The 20222-nt window shown below is 62.9% G+C and carries 19 protein-coding genes and 2 tRNA genes; 13 read left to right on the plus strand and 8 right to left on the minus strand.

The window, feature by feature from the left end; translation table 11 throughout:
* Nucleotides 1-10 precede the first annotated feature (10 nt).
* Both VB618_RS08800 and xylB read right to left on the minus strand, forming a co-directional pair.
* Complete coding sequence (locus VB618_RS08800) at nt 11-961, minus strand: carbohydrate kinase family protein (protein ID WP_329796252.1); 951 nt, start codon at nt 959-961, stop codon at nt 11-13.
* A 113-nt stretch (nt 962-1074) separates the two neighbouring features.
* Nucleotides 1075-2559, minus strand: a complete 1485-nt coding sequence (gene xylB, locus VB618_RS08805; RefSeq protein WP_329796253.1) for a xylulokinase — start codon at nt 2557-2559, stop codon at nt 1075-1077.
* 193 nt (nt 2560-2752) lie between these two features.
* On the opposite strand from xylB, the gene VB618_RS08810 reads away from it, so the two are divergent.
* Both VB618_RS08810 and VB618_RS08815 read left to right on the plus strand, forming a co-directional pair.
* A complete protein-coding gene (locus tag VB618_RS08810; RefSeq protein WP_329796254.1) occupies nt 2753-3472 on the plus strand; it encodes a sigma-70 family RNA polymerase sigma factor in 720 nt (239 codons plus the stop codon).
* A gap of 223 nt (nt 3473-3695) precedes the next feature.
* On the plus strand, nt 3696-4127 hold the full coding sequence (locus VB618_RS08815) for a hypothetical protein (protein WP_329796255.1): 432 nt from the start codon (nt 3696-3698) through the stop codon (nt 4125-4127).
* An 88-nt stretch (nt 4128-4215) separates the two neighbouring features.
* Here the strand turns inward: VB618_RS08815 and VB618_RS08820 are convergent, their stop codons facing one another.
* The gene (locus tag VB618_RS08820; protein ID WP_329796256.1) at nt 4216-4509 is read right to left on the minus strand and encodes a hypothetical protein; all 294 of its coding nucleotides are present in this window, start codon (nt 4507-4509) and stop codon (nt 4216-4218) included.
* A 194-nt stretch (nt 4510-4703) separates the two neighbouring features.
* Here VB618_RS08820 and VB618_RS08825 point away from each other — a divergent pair, with 194 nt between their 5' ends.
* The 3 genes from VB618_RS08825 to VB618_RS08835 are packed head-to-tail and all read left to right on the plus strand — an operon-like array spanning nt 4704 to nt 7536.
* Nucleotides 4704-6413: an ArnT family glycosyltransferase gene (locus VB618_RS08825; protein WP_442931720.1), complete on the plus strand. Its 1710-nt coding sequence runs from the start codon at nt 4704-4706 to the stop codon at nt 6411-6413.
* Between the two features lie 47 nt (nt 6414-6460).
* A complete protein-coding gene (locus VB618_RS08830; protein WP_329796514.1) occupies nt 6461-7195 on the plus strand; it encodes a glycosyltransferase family 2 protein in 735 nt (244 codons plus the stop codon).
* Complete coding sequence (locus tag VB618_RS08835; RefSeq protein ID WP_329796257.1) at nt 7195-7536, plus strand: lipid-A-disaccharide synthase N-terminal domain-containing protein; 342 nt, start codon at nt 7195-7197, stop codon at nt 7534-7536. Before VB618_RS08830 ends, VB618_RS08835 begins: the two co-directional genes overlap by 1 nt.
* A 44-nt stretch (nt 7537-7580) precedes the next feature.
* Here VB618_RS08835 and metC read toward each other — a convergent pair whose 3' ends face one another.
* On the minus strand, nt 7581-8765 hold the full coding sequence (metC, locus tag VB618_RS08840; protein ID WP_329796258.1) for a cystathionine beta-lyase: 1185 nt from the start codon (nt 8763-8765) through the stop codon (nt 7581-7583).
* A 228-nt stretch (nt 8766-8993) separates the two neighbouring features.
* Here metC and VB618_RS08845 point away from each other — a divergent pair, with 228 nt between their 5' ends.
* From VB618_RS08845 to VB618_RS08860, 4 genes are all read left to right on the plus strand, one after another.
* Entirely contained in the window at nt 8994-10013 is a 1020-nt protein-coding gene (locus tag VB618_RS08845) for an amino acid ABC transporter substrate-binding protein (protein WP_329796259.1), read from the plus strand.
* Nucleotides 10014-10138: 125 nt separating this feature from the next.
* Nucleotides 10139-11350 (plus strand): amino acid ABC transporter permease, encoded by a 1212-nt coding sequence (locus VB618_RS08850; RefSeq protein WP_329796260.1) that lies wholly within the window; start codon nt 10139-10141, stop codon nt 11348-11350.
* 8 nt (nt 11351-11358) lie between these two features.
* A complete protein-coding gene (locus VB618_RS08855; protein WP_329796261.1) occupies nt 11359-12678 on the plus strand; it encodes an amino acid ABC transporter permease in 1320 nt (439 codons plus the stop codon).
* A gap of 78 nt (nt 12679-12756) precedes the next feature.
* Nucleotides 12757-13473 (plus strand): amino acid ABC transporter ATP-binding protein, encoded by a 717-nt coding sequence (locus VB618_RS08860; RefSeq protein WP_442931739.1) that lies wholly within the window; start codon nt 12757-12759, stop codon nt 13471-13473.
* 74 nt (nt 13474-13547) lie between these two features.
* Here the strand turns inward: VB618_RS08860 and sseA are convergent, their stop codons facing one another.
* The 4 genes from sseA to VB618_RS08880 form a co-directional block, all read right to left on the minus strand.
* Entirely contained in the window at nt 13548-14402 is an 855-nt protein-coding gene (sseA, locus tag VB618_RS08865) for a 3-mercaptopyruvate sulfurtransferase (RefSeq protein WP_329796263.1), read from the minus strand.
* 30 nt (nt 14403-14432) lie between these two features.
* On the minus strand, nt 14433-15152 hold the full coding sequence (locus tag VB618_RS08870; protein WP_329796264.1) for an alanyl-tRNA editing protein: 720 nt from the start codon (nt 15150-15152) through the stop codon (nt 14433-14435).
* A gap of 104 nt (nt 15153-15256) precedes the next feature.
* The gene (locus VB618_RS08875) at nt 15257-16738 is read right to left on the minus strand and encodes a cryptochrome/photolyase family protein (RefSeq protein ID WP_329796265.1); all 1482 of its coding nucleotides are present in this window, start codon (nt 16736-16738) and stop codon (nt 15257-15259) included.
* Between the two features lie 84 nt (nt 16739-16822).
* A tRNA-Asn gene (locus tag VB618_RS08880) sits at nt 16823-16897 on the minus strand.
* A gap of 210 nt (nt 16898-17107) precedes the next feature.
* Between VB618_RS08880 and VB618_RS08885 the strand changes: the two genes are divergently transcribed.
* The 4 genes from VB618_RS08885 (at nt 17108) to VB618_RS08900 (ending at nt 20153) form a co-directional block, all read left to right on the plus strand.
* A tRNA-Cys gene (locus VB618_RS08885) sits at nt 17108-17181 on the plus strand.
* Nucleotides 17182-17203: 22 nt separating this feature from the next.
* Nucleotides 17204-17866 carry a protein-L-isoaspartate O-methyltransferase family protein gene (locus VB618_RS08890; protein WP_329796266.1) on the plus strand — a complete coding sequence of 221 codons (663 nt, stop codon included), beginning with the start codon at nt 17204-17206 and terminating at the stop codon, nt 17864-17866.
* Between the two features lie 153 nt (nt 17867-18019).
* Entirely contained in the window at nt 18020-19465 is a 1446-nt protein-coding gene (locus tag VB618_RS08895) for a TolC family outer membrane protein (RefSeq protein ID WP_442931740.1), read from the plus strand.
* Nucleotides 19466-19622: 157 nt separating this feature from the next.
* Nucleotides 19623-20153 carry a PopZ family protein gene (locus VB618_RS08900; RefSeq protein ID WP_329796267.1) on the plus strand — a complete coding sequence of 177 codons (531 nt, stop codon included), beginning with the start codon at nt 19623-19625 and terminating at the stop codon, nt 20151-20153.
* Nucleotides 20154-20222: the final 69 nt, after the last annotated feature.

The raw sequence follows: 20222 nt of genomic DNA on the forward strand, positions 1-20222 counted from the left end.
TCCATCTGGCTCAGGCGCGCTCAGTCATGAACCGCTCGACCTCGGTCCAGGACGGTGGGTTGGCGCCGCGGCGGGTGCAGACGATGGCCGCGGCCGCGGTGGCAAAGTCGAGGGCATCCGTGACCTGCGCCTCGCTCAATCCTGTGACACCCCGAGGCGTCAGCAGACTTTTGGCATCGAGCCAAGCGAGCAGGCCGGCATGGAAAGTGTCGCCGGCACCGACTGTGTCGACAACGTCGATCCTTGGGGCAGGGCGCTCCACGATCGTGTCGCCGAACGCCGCCATGGATCCTTTCTCGCCCCGCGTGATCACCACGAGCTTGGGCCCGCGCTGGAGCCAGGTGCGCGCTGCCGATGTGAGATCATGCGTCGAGTAGAGCAGTTCGACATCTTCGTCGCTTGCCTTCACGATGGTGGCATAGGCCAGCAGGCGCTCGAACCTCTCCCTATAAGCAGTCAGGTCACCGACAACTCGTGGCCGAACGTTGGGGTCGAGAGAAATCACGCGTGATCCAGCTTCCCGCTGCACCAGGGTCTCGATGGCAGTCGCGATGGGCTCGACACCAAGCGCGTAGGAGCCCGCTGCAATGGCGTTCACGTCCGCAGGCAGTTGGGCGGGCAAGGCCTCGGGCTTGAGGGCACGATCTGCGCTGTCCGGCGCATAGAAGGAGTATTGCGGCTGTCCTGCGGTGTCGGTCGCCACCACACTGAGCGTCGTGACGTTCGGGCAGCGCTGCAGATAGGCGGAGCTCACGCCAACCTCGGCGAGCTTGTCGGCTAGAAAAGACCCGAAGACATCTTCTGACAAGGTGGACAGGAAGGCTGCAGGGCGACCGAGGCGAGCGATCCCGATCGCCACGTTGTAGGGCGAACCGCCGGCCACCGCCTCTGCGGGAAAACCTGTCGTCGTGGCGGTTCCGATGAAGAGATCGACCAAGGCTTCGCCCGTAACCAAGATCATAGACTGGCTCCTGATGCGGTCATGGCAGCATCCAAATGAGAAGTGGCTGTACTTTAAGCAGCATGTACGGGCTGCAAATCCAAGAGGATTCGGCCGCCCGATGGCCGGTATCCTCAGATCCGTCCTTCTGCGCCACGTGTGAATTCTGCTTTGAGACTTTGATAGAGATTCCGGAAAGCCCGGATTCGAGGCTGGTAGAGTTCGACCAGGTGCGGCTCCGGCGCGATGGTCTCAAGAACGTCTGGCGCAGTGCAAACGTCTTCCGGGGCCTCACCTGTCGCGGCAAGCCGCGCCAGGCGCGCCGCGCCGAAGGCCGGGCCCTTGTCGCTGCCCTGATAGCGCATGATGGGGATGTTCAGCACATTGGCGAAGATCCGCGTCCAGAAACTGCTTCTCGAACCTCCCCCGATGATGCCAGCCTGCGTTAGGGGTGTTCCGGCCTGCTCGAGCGCCCGCTTCGCGTCGGCGAAACTGTACGCGACACCTTCGAGAACGGCCTGCGCCAAATCCGCTTGCCGTGTGTCCGGCGAAAGACCGAAGAACACGCCGCATGCATAAGGATCGTTGTGTGGTGTTCGCTCTCCTGTCAGATAGGGCAGGAAGAGAAGAGCGCTCGGCCGTTTGTAAGCAGTCTCCGTTTCGCGCAGGAGTTCGCCGATCTCCCGCTTCAGGAGATCAGCCGCCCAGGACAGGCAGCTTGCTCCGTTCAGCATTGCGGCCATCTGAAACCAGCGATTGGGCAGCGCGTGACAGAACGAGTGAACGACGGCTTCCGGCGCTGGGCTGTAGGTTTCCGTGGTGACGAAAAGCTGCCCGGATGTTCCAAGTGAGATGAAGGCCGCTCCGTCCTTGATGGCGCCGAGGCCAACGGCACCCGCCGCCGCATCGCCCGCCCCACCGGCGACGACGACATCGCTGCGCAAACCCCATCGGTGAGCGATCTCGGCTCGTACGATACCCGAGGCGTGCGAGCCCTCGACGAGGTTTGCCATGTGACCACGGGTGAGACCGGTCGCAGCCAGCACCTCGTCCGACCAGTCGCGACTCGCCTCATCGAGCCACCAGGTGCCCGCCGCATCGGACATGTCGGTGACAATCGCACCAGTCATTTTCAGGCGGATGTAGTCCTTCGGCAGGATCATCTTGCGGATTGCACGGAATGTCTCGGGTTCGTGCCTTGCCAGCCAGAGGAGTTTAGGCGCGGTGAAGCCCGGCATCGGAATGACGCCGGCGATGCGCGAGAACCCGGGATGCTTATCCTCCAGCTCGTGCGCTTCACGAAACGACCGGCTGTCGTTCCACAGGATAGCGGGGCGCAGCGGTCTGTGGTCCTGGCCCAGCAACACCGCCCCGTGCATCTGTCCCGACAGGCCGATGCCGCGAACATCGGCGAGAGCCGATGCCGCGTCTCTCTGCAAACCATCCATGGCCGACTGTACGGCCTGCCACCAGGCCTCCGGGTCCTGTTCCGACCAGAGGTGTTGCGGGCGGGAGATCGCCAGAGGGACGTCCGCCTCCGCAACGGTCGCCTGGCGCTCGTCGACAAGGATCGCCTTCACGGCCGATGTGCCAACATCGATCCCGAGGTAGTGAGGCACTTCGCGCTCCTTGATAGTGGCCGGCCCAAGGATAGTGGTCGGCTGAAGACTTGGCCGTTGCGGCGATCCCCTGGCTCAATCGCCTCCATGGTGCACATGAGCAATAAAATCCAGAGGCTCGACTATAAAAAATCTCACGGTCGAATCGTCGCCAGGATATTTAAAACCTGGGGGCATGCCCCAAATATTGCCCATGCCCGAGAAATCGAACAACCAGTCTCACCCGACCCATTCTGATGCGCCATCCCCGGCGGCTGCGCTGAGCGCCAACGTCCGGCTGCATCTCGGAAAGCAGTTGCGGGCCCTTTACGGCGACCCCGCTGAAGACAAGCTGCCGCGCGACCTCGCGCGGCTGGTCGACCGCGTCGCCCAGGTCATCCGTGCCCACACGGAGCCTGTGGATCAGGAATTCGTCAACGGTGTGATGGACGCGCTGCCGAACCTGCGCGCCTTCGCCCTCTCGCTGACCGGAAAGGTCGATCAGGCAGAGGATCTGGTGCAGGATACGGTGCTCAAGGCCCTGACCAAGCAGGACACCTTCGAGTCCGGCACCAATCTCCAGGCCTGGCTATTCACGATCCTGCGCAACGGCTTCTACTCGACCCACCGCAAGACCAGCCGCGAGGTCGAGGACGGGGACGGGACCCATGCCGCCAGCATGATCGCGATTCCCGACCAGGAGGATAAGCTCGCCCTTCAGGACCTCTCCTCGGCACTCGACAAGCTGCCTCAGGAGCAGCGCGAGGCCATCATCCTCATTGGTGCCGAAGGCATGTCCTACGAGGATGCCGCCGAAGCGCTGGGGGTGAAAGTCGGAACGATCAAGAGCCGCGTGAACCGCGCCCGCAATCGTCTGGCCGAGCTCATGGGGACACCCAGGACTGCCGATCACGATCACTCGGCAATTGCTTGACCTATCGCGCCCGATGCCGCCCAGGCGTCGGGCTTTCGCTGAAGCCTATATATTCTGACCTCCTGCCCGACGTGCGGCCTTAAGACGGGCACAGCAAGCGCATATGCGCTTGCCCAAAATATCAGCGGTACTCCACAGCCCATTCCTCGAACTTTTCCATGTGCTCCAAGGTTGAGCTTGTAGCTGGGTGGCTCGAAACCGCTCTTCTGCCAAGGAGGGGAGCATGGAACACAGGCCTCTTTCCGAACTCAGTAGCGTCGCCGACCTGAAGGCCCCTGAAGACGTCAAGGCTCCGGTTCTGTCGAAACGGGAACGCCTGGATCGCTGGATCGAACTCCTGGAACGGGAGCCCGACCGGGAGCTCAAAACCCTCGACGAAATCGAATGGAAGCCCAAGGCCCAACGCCTTGCCATGCGGGCCGACGGATCTGCCCTCACGGTGGCCTATTCGGATCCCGTTCTGCGGCAAGCCGGGCTGCGCAGCGACACATTCGGGGATGCCGTCGATTTCTTCCAGATCTCCGAGCACGACGCCCATATCGTCCTGTGCTCATGCCATGGCGGTGAATCGATGAGCGCCGACGAGGCGGCCCGCCGGGTGCGTGGGATCCGGTCGCCGAGCCTCTGGGGGCTCTATTTCGGCTGGTTCCGATAAGTCTGCAGCCCTGGCGGAGGTCAATCCTTGTAGGGATCGAACCCGCCGGGGCCTGCCATGGCGACGGCTCAAGCTGTGCTCGATTGCCTTATGGACGGTTGTTGTAGCGCTCGCGCAGGCGCTCGACCTCGCGCTGGAGGGCATCCAAGCCACGCGCGATGTCCCGGCCCATGTTTTCGACCACCCCCGTACTGGCGGCCACGTCGGGGCAGTCGAGGGTTCCGTCCCGCCGGTGCCGGGGCGTGATGCCGCCCTGCGGGGTAAGCAGATAGGCGCAGCCGGTATCCTCGTCCCGCCAGACGACGGGCCGGTCGAGGGCCGCAACCGGCTGGGCGAGCAGCACCACAAGAGCAGCGGTGAGCCAGCAGGCAGACCTGTTCATAGGGCTCCTCCAGGGTTGAACCAGACCTCTCTTGCAATGCCGGCTTGAGCGCGCGTGTTCCTTAAAGGAGCAAGCCGCTACCTTCCGTCAATTTGACTTCCCGGCGGGTTTGGAGGACATCACGCGGTTTGACGGCCCTGTGCCCATAGGAATCCCTTACTGGCACGACGGCTTTCCCGCCTCCGGAGTGATTGATGGACGGTTCTGTCCCCCAGCAGCGGATGACCTTGGGCCACTTCTCCGTGACCCAACTGACGAGCGTCATCGAGCGGAGCCATGCCCGGCTTTGTGCCGTGCTCGTGCTGCTGTCGCTCGTCTGCTTCCTGCCGGGCTTCACGACCCTCCAGCCCATGGACCGGGACGAACCGCGCTATGCCCAGGCCTCCAAGCAGATGCTGGAGACGGGCGACTTCGTCGACATCCGATTCCAGGATGAGGCCAGGCACAAGAAGCCGGTAGGCATCTATTGGCTTCAGAGCGCCAGCGTCGCTCTCGGCGAGGCTTTGGGCGTGCCAGAGGCGCACACCACCATTGCGCTCTACCGAATTCCCTCCCTGTTCGGAGCCATCGCGACGGTCCTGCTGACCTACTGGGCGGCTCTTGCCTTCTTCGGGAGGCGAGGGGCCTTCCTGACCGCCGCCCTGATGGCGACCTGCGTCATCCTTATGGTCGAGGCGCGGCTCGCCAAGACCGATGCGATGCTTACCGCCTGTTCGGTGGCCGTGATGGGAGGCCTTGCCCGGGCTTATCTGAGCCGGGGCGCCGGTGTCCTGCCGCGGCGGGCGCTCCTGATCTTCTGGACCGGCTTTGCCCTCGGGATCCTGATCAAGGGGCCTCTGGTCCTCATGTTTGCCGGCCTCGCGGCGGCGGTTCTCTCTTATAAGGAACGCTCCGCCCGCTGGCTGCTGACGCTGCGGCCCTGGCTCGGCCTTCTCTTCACGCTTGCAATCGTGCTGCCGTGGTTCGTCGCCATCGCCATCAAGAGCGGCGGCGAGTTCTTCGCGGCTTCCGTCGGAAAGGACATGCTCGGCAAGGTCGGCACGGCGCAGAAGTACCATTGGGCGCCGCCTGGCTTCTATCTGCTCTCGTTCTTTGCGACCTTCTGGCCCGGCGCCATCCTGGCCGCCATTGCGGTTCCCTTCGCCTGGATCCACCGCCGGGAGGAGCCGGTGGCCTTCGCACTCGCGTGGATCGTGCCGTCCTGGGTCATCTTCGAGGCGGTTCCGACGAAGCTGCCGCATTATACGATGCCGCTGTTTCCGGCGGTGGCGATCATCACGGTGATGGCCATCGCCCGGCATTTCGTGGGGCCTCATCGGCCGGCAGCGAAGCTGGCGACGGTGCTGATCCCGTTCATTCCAGTCGGCCTCACTATCGGGCTGTCGGCGGTGGCCTGGTCTTTCGATGGCCTGCCGCCCTTCCGCGCGCTGCCGGCGCTTGTCATCTCGTCGTTCCTGGCCCTCACAGCCTGGTGGCTTTTCGTGAAGAACCGGATGGTGCCGACCCTCTGGGCCGGTTTCCTATCTTCGGCCTTCCTGGCCATTGGCGTGTTCGGCTTCGCCCAGCTCGACCTGCGTTCTCTCAAGATTTCGGATCGTCTCGCGGAAGTGGCTCGCAACCTGCCCTGCGGAAATCCGCAGGTCGCGACCCTCGGCTATCGGGAGCCCAGCCTCGTCTTCCTGACCGGCACGAACCTCGACATGCTCGACAGCGGAGCCGAGGCCTCCCGGTTCCTGCGACAGGGCGGCTGCCGCGTCGTCTTCGTGGACAAGCGCTTCGAGGGCGAATTCCAGGTCGAGAACGAGCGCCTGCGGCAGCAGCCCGTGCTCTCGACCAGGGTTCAGGGATTCAATATCAACAGCGGGCGGCAGGTCGATATCGCGGCCTACGCGACCGGGTTCTAGAGCCCAACATGCCCTTCGAAGAGGTGGCCGAGAATGGCCCTGGACGGATGACCGACCTTTCCACCAGCCCGCGCATCAGCGTCGTGGTGCCCGTCAAGAACGAGGTGCTCAACATCCTCCCTCTGGTGGAGGAGATCGAGCAGGCCTGCGCTGCGCTTGGCACCTTCGAGGTGATCTATGTGGACGATGGCTCGACCGACGATACCGGGCAGCAGGTCCTGAGCGCCCGCGCGACGCGGCCGTGGCTGCGCCTCATGCGCCACGAGGCGAGCTGCGGCCAGAGCGCGGCCGTCCGGACTGGGGTTCAGGCAGCCCGTGCGCCTGTCGTGATCACCCTGGATGGGGACGGGCAGAACGATCCGGCCTTCATTCCGCAGCTCGTGGCAGCTCTCGACGATCCGGCTGTTGCCCTTGCAGCCGGGCAGAGGATCGGGCGCAAGGACGGCACCTACAAGAAGTGGCAGTCCCGCGTCGCCAACGGCGTTCGGGGACGGATCCTCAAGGATGGCACGCGGGATACGGGGTGCGGGCTCAAGGCCTTCCGGCGTGACGTTTATCTGCGCCTGCCGTATTTCGACGCCCTGCACCGTTTCATGCCGGCCTTAATCAAGCGCGAGGGGTACCAGATCGCCCATGTGGACGTGGTCGACCGGCCTCGTCATGCGGGGCACTCGAATTACGGGATGTTCGACCGGCTGTGGGTGGGCATTCTTGACTTGGCCGGGGTCTGGTGGTTGATCCGGCGCCGCCGCCGCGTTCCCGCTGCCCAGGAAATCGTCTGATGCTGATGCGCCTGTCCCACGACCTGGGCCTCTATTTCTACGACGTCATCGTCGCCCGCTTCGATCTCTGGGCCGCTTTCGGGGTCTTGGCCCAGCTCGTCTTCGGCGCGCGCTTCATTGTCCAGTGGATCGCGAGCGAAAAGGCGGAAAAGAGCGTGATCCCCATAGGCTTCTGGTTCCTGTCCATCGCCGGCGGGCTGATGACGATGGTCTACGGCTTTGCCCGGCGCGACATCGTCATCATCCTGCCCCAGACCCTGTCGATCTTCATCTACATCCGCAACCTGATGCTGATTGCCAAGGACAAGCGGCGGAAGGCTGAGGCCGAGCTGCCGACGTGACGGGTTCTATCCCGTTGGCGTCTGCAATTCTCGACCTTTGACCGTCAGTCCGCTTCGCGCAGGCGGGTAAAGCCTGCATCAAGATCCCGTTTCAGATCCTCTAGATCCTCCAGCCCGATGTGGAAGCGCAGGGCGTGTCCGCCGGGCTCCCAGCGGGTTGCCGTACGGTAGCTGGCGCAGTTGAAGGGGATCACGAGGCTCTCAAACCCGCCCCAGGAATAGCCCATGCCGAAGAGGGCAAGGCCATCGAGCATGGCGGCCAGTGCCTGGTCTGAGCAGGGCTTGAGAACGATCGAGAACAGGCCTGACGAACCCTTGAAGTCCCGCTTCCAGATCTCGTAACCGGGATAGCTCTCGAGCGCCGGGTGGAGCACCCGGGCCACCTCGGGACGGGCCTCGAACCAGCGGGCCATCTGCAAAGCCTGCTTCTCGTGCTCGCGAAGGCGCAGTGCCATGGTGCGCAGACCCCTTAACCCTAGGAACACATCCTCAGGGCCTGGGCACATGGCGAAGGCATCATAGGTGTCGCGCAGGGCCTTGAAGCAGTGCTCATTGGCCGAGACCATGCCGAGCAGCAGGTCCGATCCGCCGCTGAGATACTTGGTGCCGGCCTCGATGGCGATGTCCACGCCGCGTTCGTGCGGAGGGAAGAGCAAGGGGGTCGCCCAGGTGTTGTCCATGAGGACCACGGCCCCATGCCGGTGCGCCACCTCGGCGATGGCCGGGATATCCTGCATCTCGAACGACTGCGATCCCGGGGCCTCCGTGAACACGGCCGTCGTGTTCGGACGGAGCAAAGCCTCGATCCCGGCACCGATCAGCGGGTCGTAATAGGTGGTTTCCACACCAAATTTCTTGAGGATGCCGTTGCAGAAATGCCGGGTCGGCAGGTAGACCGAATCCGTCATCAGCAGGTGGTCGCCGGCCTTGAAGCAGGACATGAGGGCGACTGTGACCGCCGCAAGGCCCGAAGGCGCCAGGACCGTTCCCGCGGCGCCGGTCAGTTCGGTCCAGGCAATTTCGAGGGAACTGGTGGTCGGAGTCCCTTTCGTTCCATAGGAATAGCGCCCGCGCCGGTGCAGCAGGTCGTCGGTCGTGGGGTACAGAACCGTGGAGCCGCGGTAGATCGGCGTATTCACGAATCCGTGCTGGTCGAAGGGCTGCCTTCCGGCATGGACGAGGCGGGTGCGTTCCGAGACGTTTTCAGGCTTTGGGGGGAGCTTTGACATTGCTTCAAGGGCTTGCTGAGGAGGCCCCGATCTGAGACTGCCCAGCCTTTGGCGTCAAGTCAGGCACGAATTGCCTTCCATCAAGACTTGACCAGTGATCAATCATTGAATTTGATGGATCCCGATGCCGTCTCGACCGAGACGGCGCGGAACGGTCTAACCAAGGCTCGGCTGGGGGGTCACCAAGATCCGTCGAGTCATGTGGAACTATTGGGAGAACATACCAACATGAAAAAGGCTCTCGTATCGATTGCCTTCGGTCTGACGGCTAGCCTGTTCGCCACTGGCGCTTCGGCCCAGGCAACGCTCAACAGCGTGAAGCAGAAGGGCTTTCTGACCTGCGGCTCGAACACGGGTCTCGCCGGCTTCGGCCAGCCTGACGCCCAGGGCAGCTGGACTGGCCTCGACGTCGACCTCTGCCGCGCTATTGCGGCCGCGATCTTCGACGATCCGACCAAGGTCCGCTATATCCCGCTCGCCGCCAAGGACCGCTTCACGGCGCTCCAGTCGGGCGAAGTGGACGTGCTGTCCCGCAACTCGACCGCGACCATGTCGCGCGACACGCAGCTCGGCCTCGACTTCCCGGTCATCAACTACTTCGACGGCCAGGGCTTCATGGTCCGCAAGAAGCTCGGCGTCTCTTCCGCCAAGGAGCTGAACGGCGCTTCGATCTGCACCCAGCAGGGCACAACCACCGAGCTGAACCTCGCCGACTACTTCCGTGCCAACAACATGAAGTACGAAGTGGTGGCCTTCGCCACCTCGGACGAGACCTTCAAGGCCTATGACGCCGGTCGCTGCGACGCCTTCACCACCGACGCCTCGGGCCTGTATGCCGAGCGTCTGCGCGCCTCGGCTCCGGACGATCATATCGTTCTGCCCGAGATCATCTCGAAGGAGCCGCTTGGTCCGGCAGTTCGCCACGGCGACAGCAACTGGGGCGACATCGTCCGCTGGACCCACATGGCCATGCTGAACGCTGAAGAACTCGGCGTGACCAAGGCCAATGCAGACCAGATGAAGACTTCCGACAATCCGGAGATCAAGCGTCTGCTCGGCACCGAGGGCAAGTTCGGCGAGGCCGTCGGCCTGACCAACGATTGGGCCGTCCGCGTCATCAAGCACGTGGGCAATTACGGCGAGTCGTTCGAGAAGAACGTCGGCGAAGGTTCGCGCCTGAAGATCAAGCGCGGCCAGAATGCGCTCTGGACCAAGGGCGGCCTGCAATACGGCATCCCGGTTCGCTAAGCGATCCAAAACAGGGCGTCCGGATCTTCCGGGCGCCCTTCAAGAATACACGTCAACAATAAAAAAAGCCGCTTGACCCGGGCACGAACAGGGTAGGACGGCCGGGTATCGAGAGCCGTCAGAGGATGAACTCAGTGCAGACCGCTGTCAGTCAGACATCGCCCCCCAAGAAATCGTTTCTCTACGATCCAAAGGTTCGTGGAGCTTTTTATCAGGTCGTACTCGTCGCCGCGATCATCTTCCTGTTCTATGTGGCCGCGACGAACGCTATCGAGAACCTGCAGCGCGCCAAGATCGCCTCAGGCTTCGGCTTCCTCAACAACACGGCCGGCTTCGACATCAGCCAGACCCTGATCCAGTTCAGCGCGGCTGGCGGCACCTATGGTGACGCCTTCATCGTCGGCCTTCTGAACACCCTGGTGGTCTCGGCAATCGGCATCTTTTTCACGACCTTCCTCGGCTTCCTGGTCGGCATCGCGCGCCTGTCCAAGAACTGGATGGTGGCGAAGGTCGCCATGGTCTATGTGGAGACGCTGCGCAACATCCCGCTGCTGGTCCAGCTCCTGTTCTGGTACATCGCCGTGCTCGGCACTCTGCCGCAGCCACGCAATTCACTAGAAATGGGCGCAGGCTTCTATCTGAATTCCCGCGGCCTGTTCATGGCGAGACCCCTCTGGGCGTCCAACATCGGGATCCTCGTCGCCGTTCTCCTCATCGGCTTGGTCGGCACCTTCATCTATCGCCGCTGGGCGAGGCAGCAGCAGGAGCAGACGGGTCGGCAATCTCCAGTCGGCAAGGTGACGCTCGCTCTCGTCCTCGGCCTGCCGATCCTCACCTGGATCGTGCTGGCTTTGCTCGGCGCCAATCCGATCAGTTTTGAGCTTCCGCGCAAGGGCACGTTCAACCTGACCGGCGGCATGCAGATCCTGCCGGAATTCGTGGCGCTGCTTCTCGGCCTCGTCACCTATACGGCCGCCTTCATCGCCGAGGTCGTCCGCGCCGGCATCCTCGCGGTCTCGAAAGGGCAGACGGAAGCCGCGGGATCTCTTGGTCTTCCGCCGGGCAAGACTCTTCGTCTGGTGGTGATTCCGCAGGCCATGCGGGTCATCATCCCGCCGTTGACGAGCCAGTACCTGAACCTGACCAAGAACTCGTCGCTTGCGGTCGCCATCGGCTACCCGGATCTCGTGCAGGTCTTCATGGGAACCGTTCTCAACCAGACAGGTCAGGCCATCGAGGTCGTGGTGATCACCATGGGTGTGTACCTGACCATCAGCCTGCTGACGTCGTTCATCATGAACATCTACAACCGCCGTGTGGCGATCGTCGAACGGTAGGAGATCCTATGAGCACCGCCGTCGATATTCCCACTTTCGTCCGCGCCAGACAGGTGGAGGCTCTGCCTCCGCCCAATCTGGCCCGCGGACCTATCGCTTGGGTTCGGGAGAATCTGTTTTCCGGCACCTTCAACACGATCCTGACGCTGGTGGTTTTCTACCTGCTGTATGTCAGCGTTCCGCCGCTCATGAAGTTCCTCATAATCGATGCCGTCTGGACCGGCACCGACCGGGCTGCCTGCCGCGCCGACACGGGCGGCAGCGAGAGCGGTGCTTGCTGGGCCTTCATCTGGGACAAGCTCAACTACTTCATCTACGGCTCCTACACGATTTCGGAGCGCTGGCGGGTGAACATCTTCTTCGCCCTCCTGGCCATCGGCGTCGTGTGGCTCCTGTGGCTGAAGGCGCCGCGCCGGGACCTGGGGGCTGTCTATTTCTTCTGGTTGTTCCCGGTTGTCTCCTATGTGCTGCTCACGGGTGGCAACGAGAGCTTCAGCGGACGCTTCTGGATCGGCTTCGCCATCTTCGGCGCGCTGGTGATCGGGCTCTTCGCCTTCGTGGCTGCTCTGCTCAAGTCTTCCCTGCGTCCAGCCCTCATCCTGGGTGGCGGCATCGTGGCGGTGATCGGCATTACGCTGGCCCTGGTCGATCTCGATTTCGGCCTTGCCCATGTTCCTACGTCCCTGTGGGGCGGCGTCCTCGTGACACTGCTGGTGGCAACAGTGGGCATCGTGGTCTCGCTGCCCTTCGGCATCGTGCTGGCTCTTGGGCGCCGTTCGAAGCTGCCGATCGTGCGAATGGCCTCGGTGATCTTCATCGAGTTCGTGCGTGGCGTGCCGCTGATCACGGTTCTGATCATGGCCAACACCATGCTGCCGCTCTTCCTGCCGGGCGACATGACGGTGGATCGACTGCTGCGTCCGCTCATCGGCACAGCACTCTTCGCCTCCGCCTACATGGCCGAGGTGGTGCGCGGCGGCCTTCAGGCCATGCCGAAGGGGCAGTACGAAGGCGCGATGTCCCTGGGCCTCAACTACCCGCAGATGATGTCGCTCATCATCCTGCCGCAGGCCCTGCGCATCGTGATTCCCGGTATCGTGAACACCTTCATCGGCCTGTTCAAGGATACCTCGCTGGTGGCGATCGTGGGCATCTTCGATCTGGTCAAGACCATCGAGGCATCCCGCATCGATCCGGCCTGGGCGGCACCCACCATCGGCCTCACGGGCTATGCTTTTGCGGCCCTGTTCTACTTCGTCTTCTGCTTTGGCATGTCGCGATATTCCCTCGGAGTCGAGCGCCGCCTTGCGGCTGGTCAGAAACGGTAAACATTCATGGCAACGACAATGTCTGCTCAGCACATCCCCACCACCACAATCGATCCGCAGGCTCAGCCTGCCATCGAGATGATCGACGTCCACAAGTGGTTCGGCGAGTTTCACGTTTTGCGCGACATCAACCTGAACGTTCAGCGCGGCGAGCGCATCGTGATCTGCGGCCCCTCGGGCTCCGGCAAGTCCACGATGATCCGCTGCATCAACCGCCTTGAGGAGCATCAGAAGGGCCGCATCATCGTCGACGGCGTCGAGTTGCTGGACGACCTCAAGCGCATCGACGAGGTGCGCCGGGAGGTCGGCATGGTGTTCCAGCACTTCAATCTCTTCCCGCACCTGACCATCCTGGAGAACTGCACGCTCGCGCCGATCTGGGTGAAGAAGATGCCCAAGAGGGAGGCCGAGGAGGTTGCCATGCACTACCTGACCCGGGTGAAGATCCCGGAGCAGGCCAACAAGTATCCGGGCCAGCTCTCGGGCGGCCAGCAGCAGCGCGTGGCGATCGCCCGCTCGCTTTGCATGAGCCCCAAGATCATGCTGTTCGACGAGCCGACCTCGGCGCTGGACCCCGAGATGGTGAAGGAAGTGCTCGACACCATGGTGGGGCTCGCCGATGAGGGCATGACCATGCTGTGCGTCACCCACGAAATGGGCTTTGCCCGTCAGGTGGCGGATCGGGTGATCTTCATGGATTACGGGCAGATCGTGGAGATGAATACGCCGGAGGAGTTCTTCAAGAATCCGCAGCACGAGCGAACTCGCCTCTTCCTGTCTCAGATCCTGCACTGAGGCGGATCCCACAACAAAAAAGGCCCCGAGCGATCTCGGGGCCTTGTTCGTTTGTGAAGCTGCAATCGAGGATCTCAGTCCTCCTTCGCCGGTCCCGTCGCCACCGGCAAATCCTCCCGCGCGCCCCATTCTGCCCAGGCACCGTCATAGATCGCCTTGATAGGACGGCCTGCGACCTCGAAGGCGACGCCGAGAATGGCGGCCGAGACACCGGAGCCGCAACTGGTGATCACCGGCTGGCTGGGATCGATGCCGGCCTCGGCAATGGCCTTCTCGAGACCCGCCTTGTCCTTCAGCCGGCCGTTCTCGACGATCCGGTCGAAGGGCAGGTTGAGGCTGCCCGGAATATGTCCCATGCGAAGGCCGGGGCGCGGTTCGGGAGCTTCGCCCTTGAAGCGATCGGCCGGCCGGGCGTCGACCACCTGGGCTGCCTTCGATTGCAGCGATTCCTGCACGGCCGCTGCATCTGCAACAGCGGAAGCGTTGAAAGCTGGTGTGAAGGTCCGGGGAGCACGGGGCTGCTCCTGTCCGGTCTCGACCGGCCTCCCTTCAGCCTTCCAGGCGGGAAAGCCGCCGTCCAGGATCGAGACGTTGCGCGCGCCGAAGGCCTGGAAGGTCCAGCGGACGCGTGGGGCAGAGAACAGGCCGGCGCCATCGTAAATGACGATGGTCATGTCCTCGCTGATTCCCATCGCACCCACGGCCTTCGCGAAATCCTCTGGCAAGGGCAGCATGTGGGGCAGGGACGACGAGGTGTCTTTCACGGTGTCGATATCGAACCGGACCGCGCTGGGGATGTGACCCGCGAGGTACTCGGCCTGCGGATCCCGATTCTGGGTCGGGAGATACCAGGAGCCGTCGACAACCACGAGGTTCGGATCGTTCAGGTGCTCTTGCAGCCATGCGGTCGACACGAAGGGTTGAGACATGGGCCACTCCTCTCGAATGGGAGACAGGGTTCAGTCGGCGAGGGACAGGCGAACGCGGCGGTTCTGCTTGCCCTTCTTTTCGATGTCAGTGATGACAACAGTTCCGATTTCGCTTGTGCGTCGCACATGGGTGCCGCCGCAGGGCTGAAGATCAATTCCCTCGATCTCCACCAGACGCACCCGTCCGGACCCGCGCGGCGGCTTCACCGACATGGTTTTCACGAGGCCGGGATTGGCATCGAGCTCCTCGTCGGTGATCCAGCGCTCGGTGACGGGAGCATCGCGGGCGACGAGCGCGTTCAGCTTCTCGGTGATCTCACTCTTGTCGAGGCCTGCATCCGGGATGTCGAAATCGAGCCGCCCGTCACCATCACCGATAGAGCCGCCGGTGACCGGGTAGGGCAGCACGACGCTGAGCAGATGAAGCGCCGTGTGGACGCGCATGCGCTTGAGACGCCGCGGCCAGTCGAGCTGCACGGAGACGGTATCGCCCTCCGCCAGCCGGGATGCCGCCTCGGCTCCGACCAGATGCGCCACCTGCGAGCGGTCCGCGCCGTAGACGGTGTTGGTGATCTCGATCGTGTCGCCATTGGCCTTCACAAGCGCGCCAACATCCCCCGGCTGCCCGCCGCCCTGGACGTAGAACACCGTGCGGTCGAGAATAACGCCGCCCTCCGGCGTGGTTCCGACAACCCGCGCGTCGCAGGAGGTGGCATAGGCATCGTCGCGGAAAAGCAGCGTGGTGGTCATGAGCGTCTCAACATTTGGAAGTGCGGCGTGGCCCTATCGGAAAAGGCGAGGGCAATGCTGACGGCAACGCGCGCGGCGGGTCAAGCCATTCTCATCGTCCGATGTCATGCGGAGGGTTTGGATGCCAGGCCTCGTAGGCTGCGAAAGGCCTCAAGGGCGCGTTCCCGTGCGGGGCCATGGGGAACGATCGGCTTTGGATAGGTCTCATCCAGAACTACGCCTGCTTCGTGAAGCGCTGCAGACGGAGCCTCCCATGGCTTGTGGATGAAGGCAGGCGGCAGCTGCGCGAGCTCGGGCACATAGGTCCGAATGTACTCCCCCTCGGGATCGAACTTTTCGCCTTGCGTCACCGGATTGAAGATCCGGTGGAAGGGAGCCGAGTCCGGACCGGAGCCTGCGATCCACTGCCAGCTGAAAGCATTGTTGGCGGGATCCGCATCGACGAGCGTGTCCCAGAACCAGGCCTCGCCCCGGCGCCAGTCGGTCAGCAGGTGCTTCACCAGAAAGGAGGCGGTGATCATGCGCACCCGGTTGTGCATCCAGCCCGTCTGCCAGAGCTGGCGCATGCCGGCATCGACGATGGGGTAGCCGGTGAGTCCTTTCTGCCAAGCCCTGAGGACCGGGCGATCCTCAATCCAGGGGAAGTTTTCGAACCGGCTGCTGTGCGGCCTGTCCGGCAGATGAGGGTGGAAATGGAGCAGCTGGTGGGTGAAGTCGCGCCAAGCGAGTTCGCTCAGGAATTTCTCCGAATCCTGCCCCAGGCCGGGCTCGGCGGCGGCCGCGTTCATGACCGAATGCCAAACCTGCCGCGGGCTGACTTCCCCGAAGCGCAGATGCGGCGACAGGCGCGAGGTCCCCGCCTGCGAAGGCCTGTCCCGCCCCTTGGCATAGCCCTTCAGGCCCGTCTCGATGAACTGGGAGAGCCGGGCCTGAGCGGCGTGCTCACCCGGCTGCCATTCCTGCCTGATACCGACGGCCCAATCAGGGGACGAGGGTTCGAGGCCAAGCTCCGCCAGTGGAACGGCCTTATCGAGGATCGACGGCGGCCAGACGCCCCCTTTAAGTCGTCGTTGCGCTGGAACCGGCGGCTTGATGGACCGGGCGTTCAAGGCCCGGAGGTAGGGCGTGAAGACCTGAAACGGCTTGCCGGCTTGGTTGGTGATCTCCCAAGGCTCGTGCAGAAGGCGGCCATTGAAGCTGTGAGCCTTGATACCGCGATCGGCTAAGCGCGCCTTGATGGCGCTGTTCACGGCGATCTCGGCCGCGCCGTAGCGGCGATTCCAGTAGATAGCCGAAGCGCCGGTTGCCCGCACGACGTTCTCGACCTGCTCGAGCGCGGGGCCTCTTAGGATAAGAAGGTTGGAGCCGGCGTGCTCCAAAGCATCGCCAAGTGCCTTCAGCGATCCGTGAAGCCACCACCGGGCAGCGCCTCCGAGCGGGCGAATTCCTTCTGAGACATCGTCCAGCACATAGAAGCATAGAACCTGCGACCCGGTTGCTGTCGCTGCAGTCAGGGCAGGGTTGTCGCTCAGGCGATGATCGTCGCGGAACCAGACGAGGACGGGGGCATGTGAATCGCTGTTCATCGCGGCACAATACAGCCCCGCTTGCAGGACGCGACACCGTAAGGCAATAAGATCGACAGTTTGTGATCGGGGCAGAGGGGAGGTTGGCTCCGGCGGTAGGATTCGAACCTACGACCAACGGATTAACAGTCCGCTGCGCTACCGCTGCGCCACGCCGGAATAAGCCTAACCTCCAAAGAAGCTGAAACGTCAGCGTCTTGAGCGCCGTGGTGTCTTCAAAGACCGTTCCCCGGCGAGGTGGGAGGCATATAGCACGGGTTTCGAGCGTTGCAACCCCCTTGTTGGGGCGCCGGAGTTCAAAAGGGCCTGTTGCTCTTTGGGGGGACGCTTGCTATGGAGCAGCCGTCGCGTTCGCGGCACGCCCCGGACGGCCTCGTGGCGGAGTGGTTACGCAGAGGACTGCAAATCCTTGCACCCCGGTTCGATTCCGGGCGAGGCCTCCATCAATTTCTAAAGGCACTGTCGATGGTCGATTTCGCTCAAGCGCGCCGTATCATGGTTGATGGCCAGCTGCGCACTTTCGATGTGAACGACATGCCTCTGCTCGACGCGATGGACACGGTTCCGCGCGAGCTTTTCGTGCTCCCGGGCCGTGAAGAGCTTGCCTATATCGATCAAGACATTCTCGTCGGCGACGGTGCCGAGCGGCGCTACATGCTCTCCCCCATGATCCTGGGACGCCTGGTTCAGGCTCTCGGGATCGAGTCGGGGGACCGCGTCCTCGACGTGGCCTGCGGCCGCGGCTACGCATCAGCTGTATTCAGTGAGCTTGGAGCCCGGGTGACGGCGCTCGAGTCCGACGATGCTCTTGCCGGTGTCGCGCGAGAGAGCCTGAGCGCGGCCGGCGCAGGAAGCGCCACCGTCGTGACGGGCCCTCTGGATCAGGGCCATGCGGCCAATGCTCCCTATGACGCCATCCTTATCAATGGCGCCGTTGAGGTTCGTCCGGAGGCACTGCTCCAGCAGCTTGCCGATGGTGGGCGTCTCGTCTGCGTGAAAGGCCGCGGGCGTGCGGCCCGGGCGACCCTGTACGTGCGCACGGGCGATGCCATCGGCGAGCGTGCCCTGTTCGAAGCGGCAGCTCCCCTGCTGGCGCCTTTCGTTCAGGCCCCGGGATTCACGTTCTAATCCTTTCTAAGTCCTTAATTTCCAGGGTTCCCGGTGTCGCTTTTTTGCGCCACTCCAGCGCAAAAATGGAATTGAACGCAGCGCGTTGTTGCCGACTCCGTTCCCTTGGTTATTGTTGCGCTTTGAGTCGGAACGATTTCTAAAATGGCCTCGATGGCGGTCGATGGCTTTGAATCGGTAGGGCAGGTGCGCGTGAACGAAAAGAATTCCAAGAAGACGTATCGCTTGCTCTTTGGGGCGATGACCCCGGTGCTCGTGCTGATGGGCGCCAGCGGGGTGTCGGCTGAAACCTTGGAGAGCGCCTTGGTGCGCGCCTATGGCAACAATCCAGAATTGAACGCCCAGCGGGCTGGCGTCCGGGTTCGGGACGAGGACGTCGCACAGGCGAAATCGGGCTATCGCCCGCGGGTCAATGCAACGGCGGATTACGGCCAGACCTATACAGATGCCAGTAGACAAGGCGTGTTTGGGGGGGCAACAAGAAGTAGTAATATAATCACCCCTCGGGGATTCGGTGTTGAGATCAATCAGTCGATCTTCGACGGATTTCAGACCAGCAACCGCGTTCGCGCGGCCGAGTCTGGTGTGCTCGGCTCGAGAGAACAGCTCAACACAAGCGAGCAGAGCGTTCTGCTCGATGCCGCGACCGCTTATATGGACGTCCTGCGTGATACGGCCATCCTCGATCTGCAGCGCAACAATGTCGAAGTCATTGACGAGCAACTGCGGCAGACGCGAGACCGCTTCAATGTCGGCGAGGTGACTCGGACTGACGTCGCCCAGGCGGAGGCTCGCCTTGCCGCCTCCCGATCCGAGGCCAGCTTGGCCGAAGCCAATCTGCGCAACAGCATCGCCGTCTATCGCCAAGTCGTTGGGGTTGAGCCCCAGCAACTGGCGCCCGGACGGCCTCTGGACAGTCTGACGCCGCGGTCGGTCGATGCAGCTGTGAAGGTCGCCCTGAACGAGCATCCGGCGATCAAGGCGCGTCAGCATGCGGTGGATGTGGCCGAGTTGCAGGTGAAGGTGGCCCAGGGTGCGCTAGCGCCGCAATTGGGCGTGGCTGGTTCCGTGGACCAGCGCTATTCTAGTCAGTCGGCTGGAGATCAAACGTTTTCCGCTTCCGTGGTCGCGCGGCTGACAGTTCCGATCTACGAGGGTGGTCAGGTTTATTCGGCCACCCGGCAGGCCAAGGAGGAGGCTGGGCAGCGTCGCCTCGAGGCCGACTCGGTTCGTGACCAAGTCCGCGCTGCCGTGCAGTCGTCCTGGGGGCGCCTGGAGGCTGCCCGCGCACAGATCCAGGCGGCTCAGGCACAGATCGATGCCGCTGAAACCGCGCTCAATGGCGTGCGCGAAGAGGCCCGCGTCGGCCAGCGCACGACCCTCGACGTGCTGAATGCCCAGCAGGAACTTCTCACCGCCCGCGTCAATCTCATTCAGGCGCAGCGCGACCGGGTGGTTGCTTCCTACAGCCTCGTTAATGCCATGGGGCGGCTCCACTCCCGCGCCCTTGCCCTGAAGGTGAATCACTACAGCCCGAAGATCCATTACGATCAGGTCAAGGATCTCTGGATCGGCACATCTACACCTGACGGTCGTTGATAAGTTTCGGGGCCAGAGCTTTTTAGTTCTGGCCCTGCTTGTTTTCTTAAAGCTTGAGTAAAATACTTAACGAACATTCATGAGAATGTGATTCTTAGCGTAATTTGATTTGGATGCGGCTATGGGTTCATCGAGCCTGAAAGTTAACGAGCCATCGATGGAAGATATTTTGGCTTCCATCCGGCGGATCATCTCCGATGACCAGGAGGTTCCGCCGTCCTCCGAACCCCAGGAGCCGAGTTCCTCACCCCTGAAGAACGTGCTGGACATTGCGGAACTCCATGTGTCTCCCCTTATTGGCACGAGTCCCAATGAGCCGCTTCTGGGCCCCTGGAGCCGAGGCGATGCTCCCGAGGCGGAATCCGATCTCGACTGGAAGGCCTTTGATACACCGGAAGAGCCGTCGCCCGCATCGATCGTCGTGCCTGAGCCTGTCCTGAAGTCTGCGGTCAAGCCAGCTCCAGCCGCCGCCGATAGGCTCCTGTCCGGCGAGACCAGTGCCTCGGTCTCCAGCGCCTTCAGTCGCCTGAGCGAGACGATCAGGCCCGCGCAGCCTCAGACTGTCGAGGATTTGATGAAGGAAATGCTGCGGCCGATGCTGAAAACATGGCTCGATGACAATCTTCCTTCTATGGTCGAACGCTTGGTCCGGACCGAAATCGAACGGGTGACCCGCAGCCGGGGCTGAGATTGCCTCACGTCTGTTGACTTCGGCCGGTCCGTCCGGTTTGTAGCCGTCTTGCTTGCGCGTTGTTCG

Origin of the sequence: Microvirga sp. CF3062 (assembly GCF_036314045.1) — a bacterium.
GTDB lineage: Bacteria > Pseudomonadota > Alphaproteobacteria > Rhizobiales > Beijerinckiaceae > Microvirga.

Excerpts from the sequence above, each read along its gene's own strand:
- VB618_RS08800 (WP_329796252.1), bottom strand. The coding sequence starts at position 961 with ATGATCTTGGTTACGGGCGAAGCCTTGGTCGATCTCTTCATCGGAACC.
- VB618_RS08810 (WP_329796254.1), top strand. The coding sequence starts at position 2,753 with ATGCCCGAGAAATCGAACAACCAGTCTCACCCGACCCATTCTGATGCG.
- VB618_RS08815 (WP_329796255.1), top strand. The coding sequence starts at position 3,696 with ATGGAACACAGGCCTCTTTCCGAACTCAGTAGCGTCGCCGACCTGAAG.
- VB618_RS08820 (WP_329796256.1), bottom strand. The coding sequence starts at position 4,509 with ATGAACAGGTCTGCCTGCTGGCTCACCGCTGCTCTTGTGGTGCTGCTC.
- VB618_RS08825 (WP_442931720.1), top strand. The coding sequence starts at position 4,704 with ATGGACGGTTCTGTCCCCCAGCAGCGGATGACCTTGGGCCACTTCTCC.
- VB618_RS08830 (WP_329796514.1), top strand. The coding sequence starts at position 6,461 with ATGACCGACCTTTCCACCAGCCCGCGCATCAGCGTCGTGGTGCCCGTC.
- VB618_RS08835 (WP_329796257.1), top strand. The coding sequence starts at position 7,195 with ATGCTGATGCGCCTGTCCCACGACCTGGGCCTCTATTTCTACGACGTC.
- metC (WP_329796258.1), bottom strand. The coding sequence starts at position 8,765 with ATGTCAAAGCTCCCCCCAAAGCCTGAAAACGTCTCGGAACGCACCCGC.
- VB618_RS08845 (WP_329796259.1), top strand. The coding sequence starts at position 8,994 with ATGAAAAAGGCTCTCGTATCGATTGCCTTCGGTCTGACGGCTAGCCTG.
- VB618_RS08850 (WP_329796260.1), top strand. The coding sequence starts at position 10,139 with ATGAACTCAGTGCAGACCGCTGTCAGTCAGACATCGCCCCCCAAGAAA.
- VB618_RS08855 (WP_329796261.1), top strand. The coding sequence starts at position 11,359 with ATGAGCACCGCCGTCGATATTCCCACTTTCGTCCGCGCCAGACAGGTG.
- VB618_RS08860 (WP_442931739.1), top strand. The coding sequence starts at position 12,757 with ATGATCGACGTCCACAAGTGGTTCGGCGAGTTTCACGTTTTGCGCGAC.
- sseA (WP_329796263.1), bottom strand. The coding sequence starts at position 14,402 with ATGTCTCAACCCTTCGTGTCGACCGCATGGCTGCAAGAGCACCTGAAC.
- VB618_RS08870 (WP_329796264.1), bottom strand. The coding sequence starts at position 15,152 with ATGACCACCACGCTGCTTTTCCGCGACGATGCCTATGCCACCTCCTGC.
- VB618_RS08875 (WP_329796265.1), bottom strand. The coding sequence starts at position 16,738 with ATGAACAGCGATTCACATGCCCCCGTCCTCGTCTGGTTCCGCGACGAT.
- VB618_RS08890 (WP_329796266.1), top strand. The coding sequence starts at position 17,204 with ATGGTCGATTTCGCTCAAGCGCGCCGTATCATGGTTGATGGCCAGCTG.
- VB618_RS08895 (WP_442931740.1), top strand. The coding sequence starts at position 18,020 with ATGGCGGTCGATGGCTTTGAATCGGTAGGGCAGGTGCGCGTGAACGAA.
- VB618_RS08900 (WP_329796267.1), top strand. The coding sequence starts at position 19,623 with ATGGAAGATATTTTGGCTTCCATCCGGCGGATCATCTCCGATGACCAG.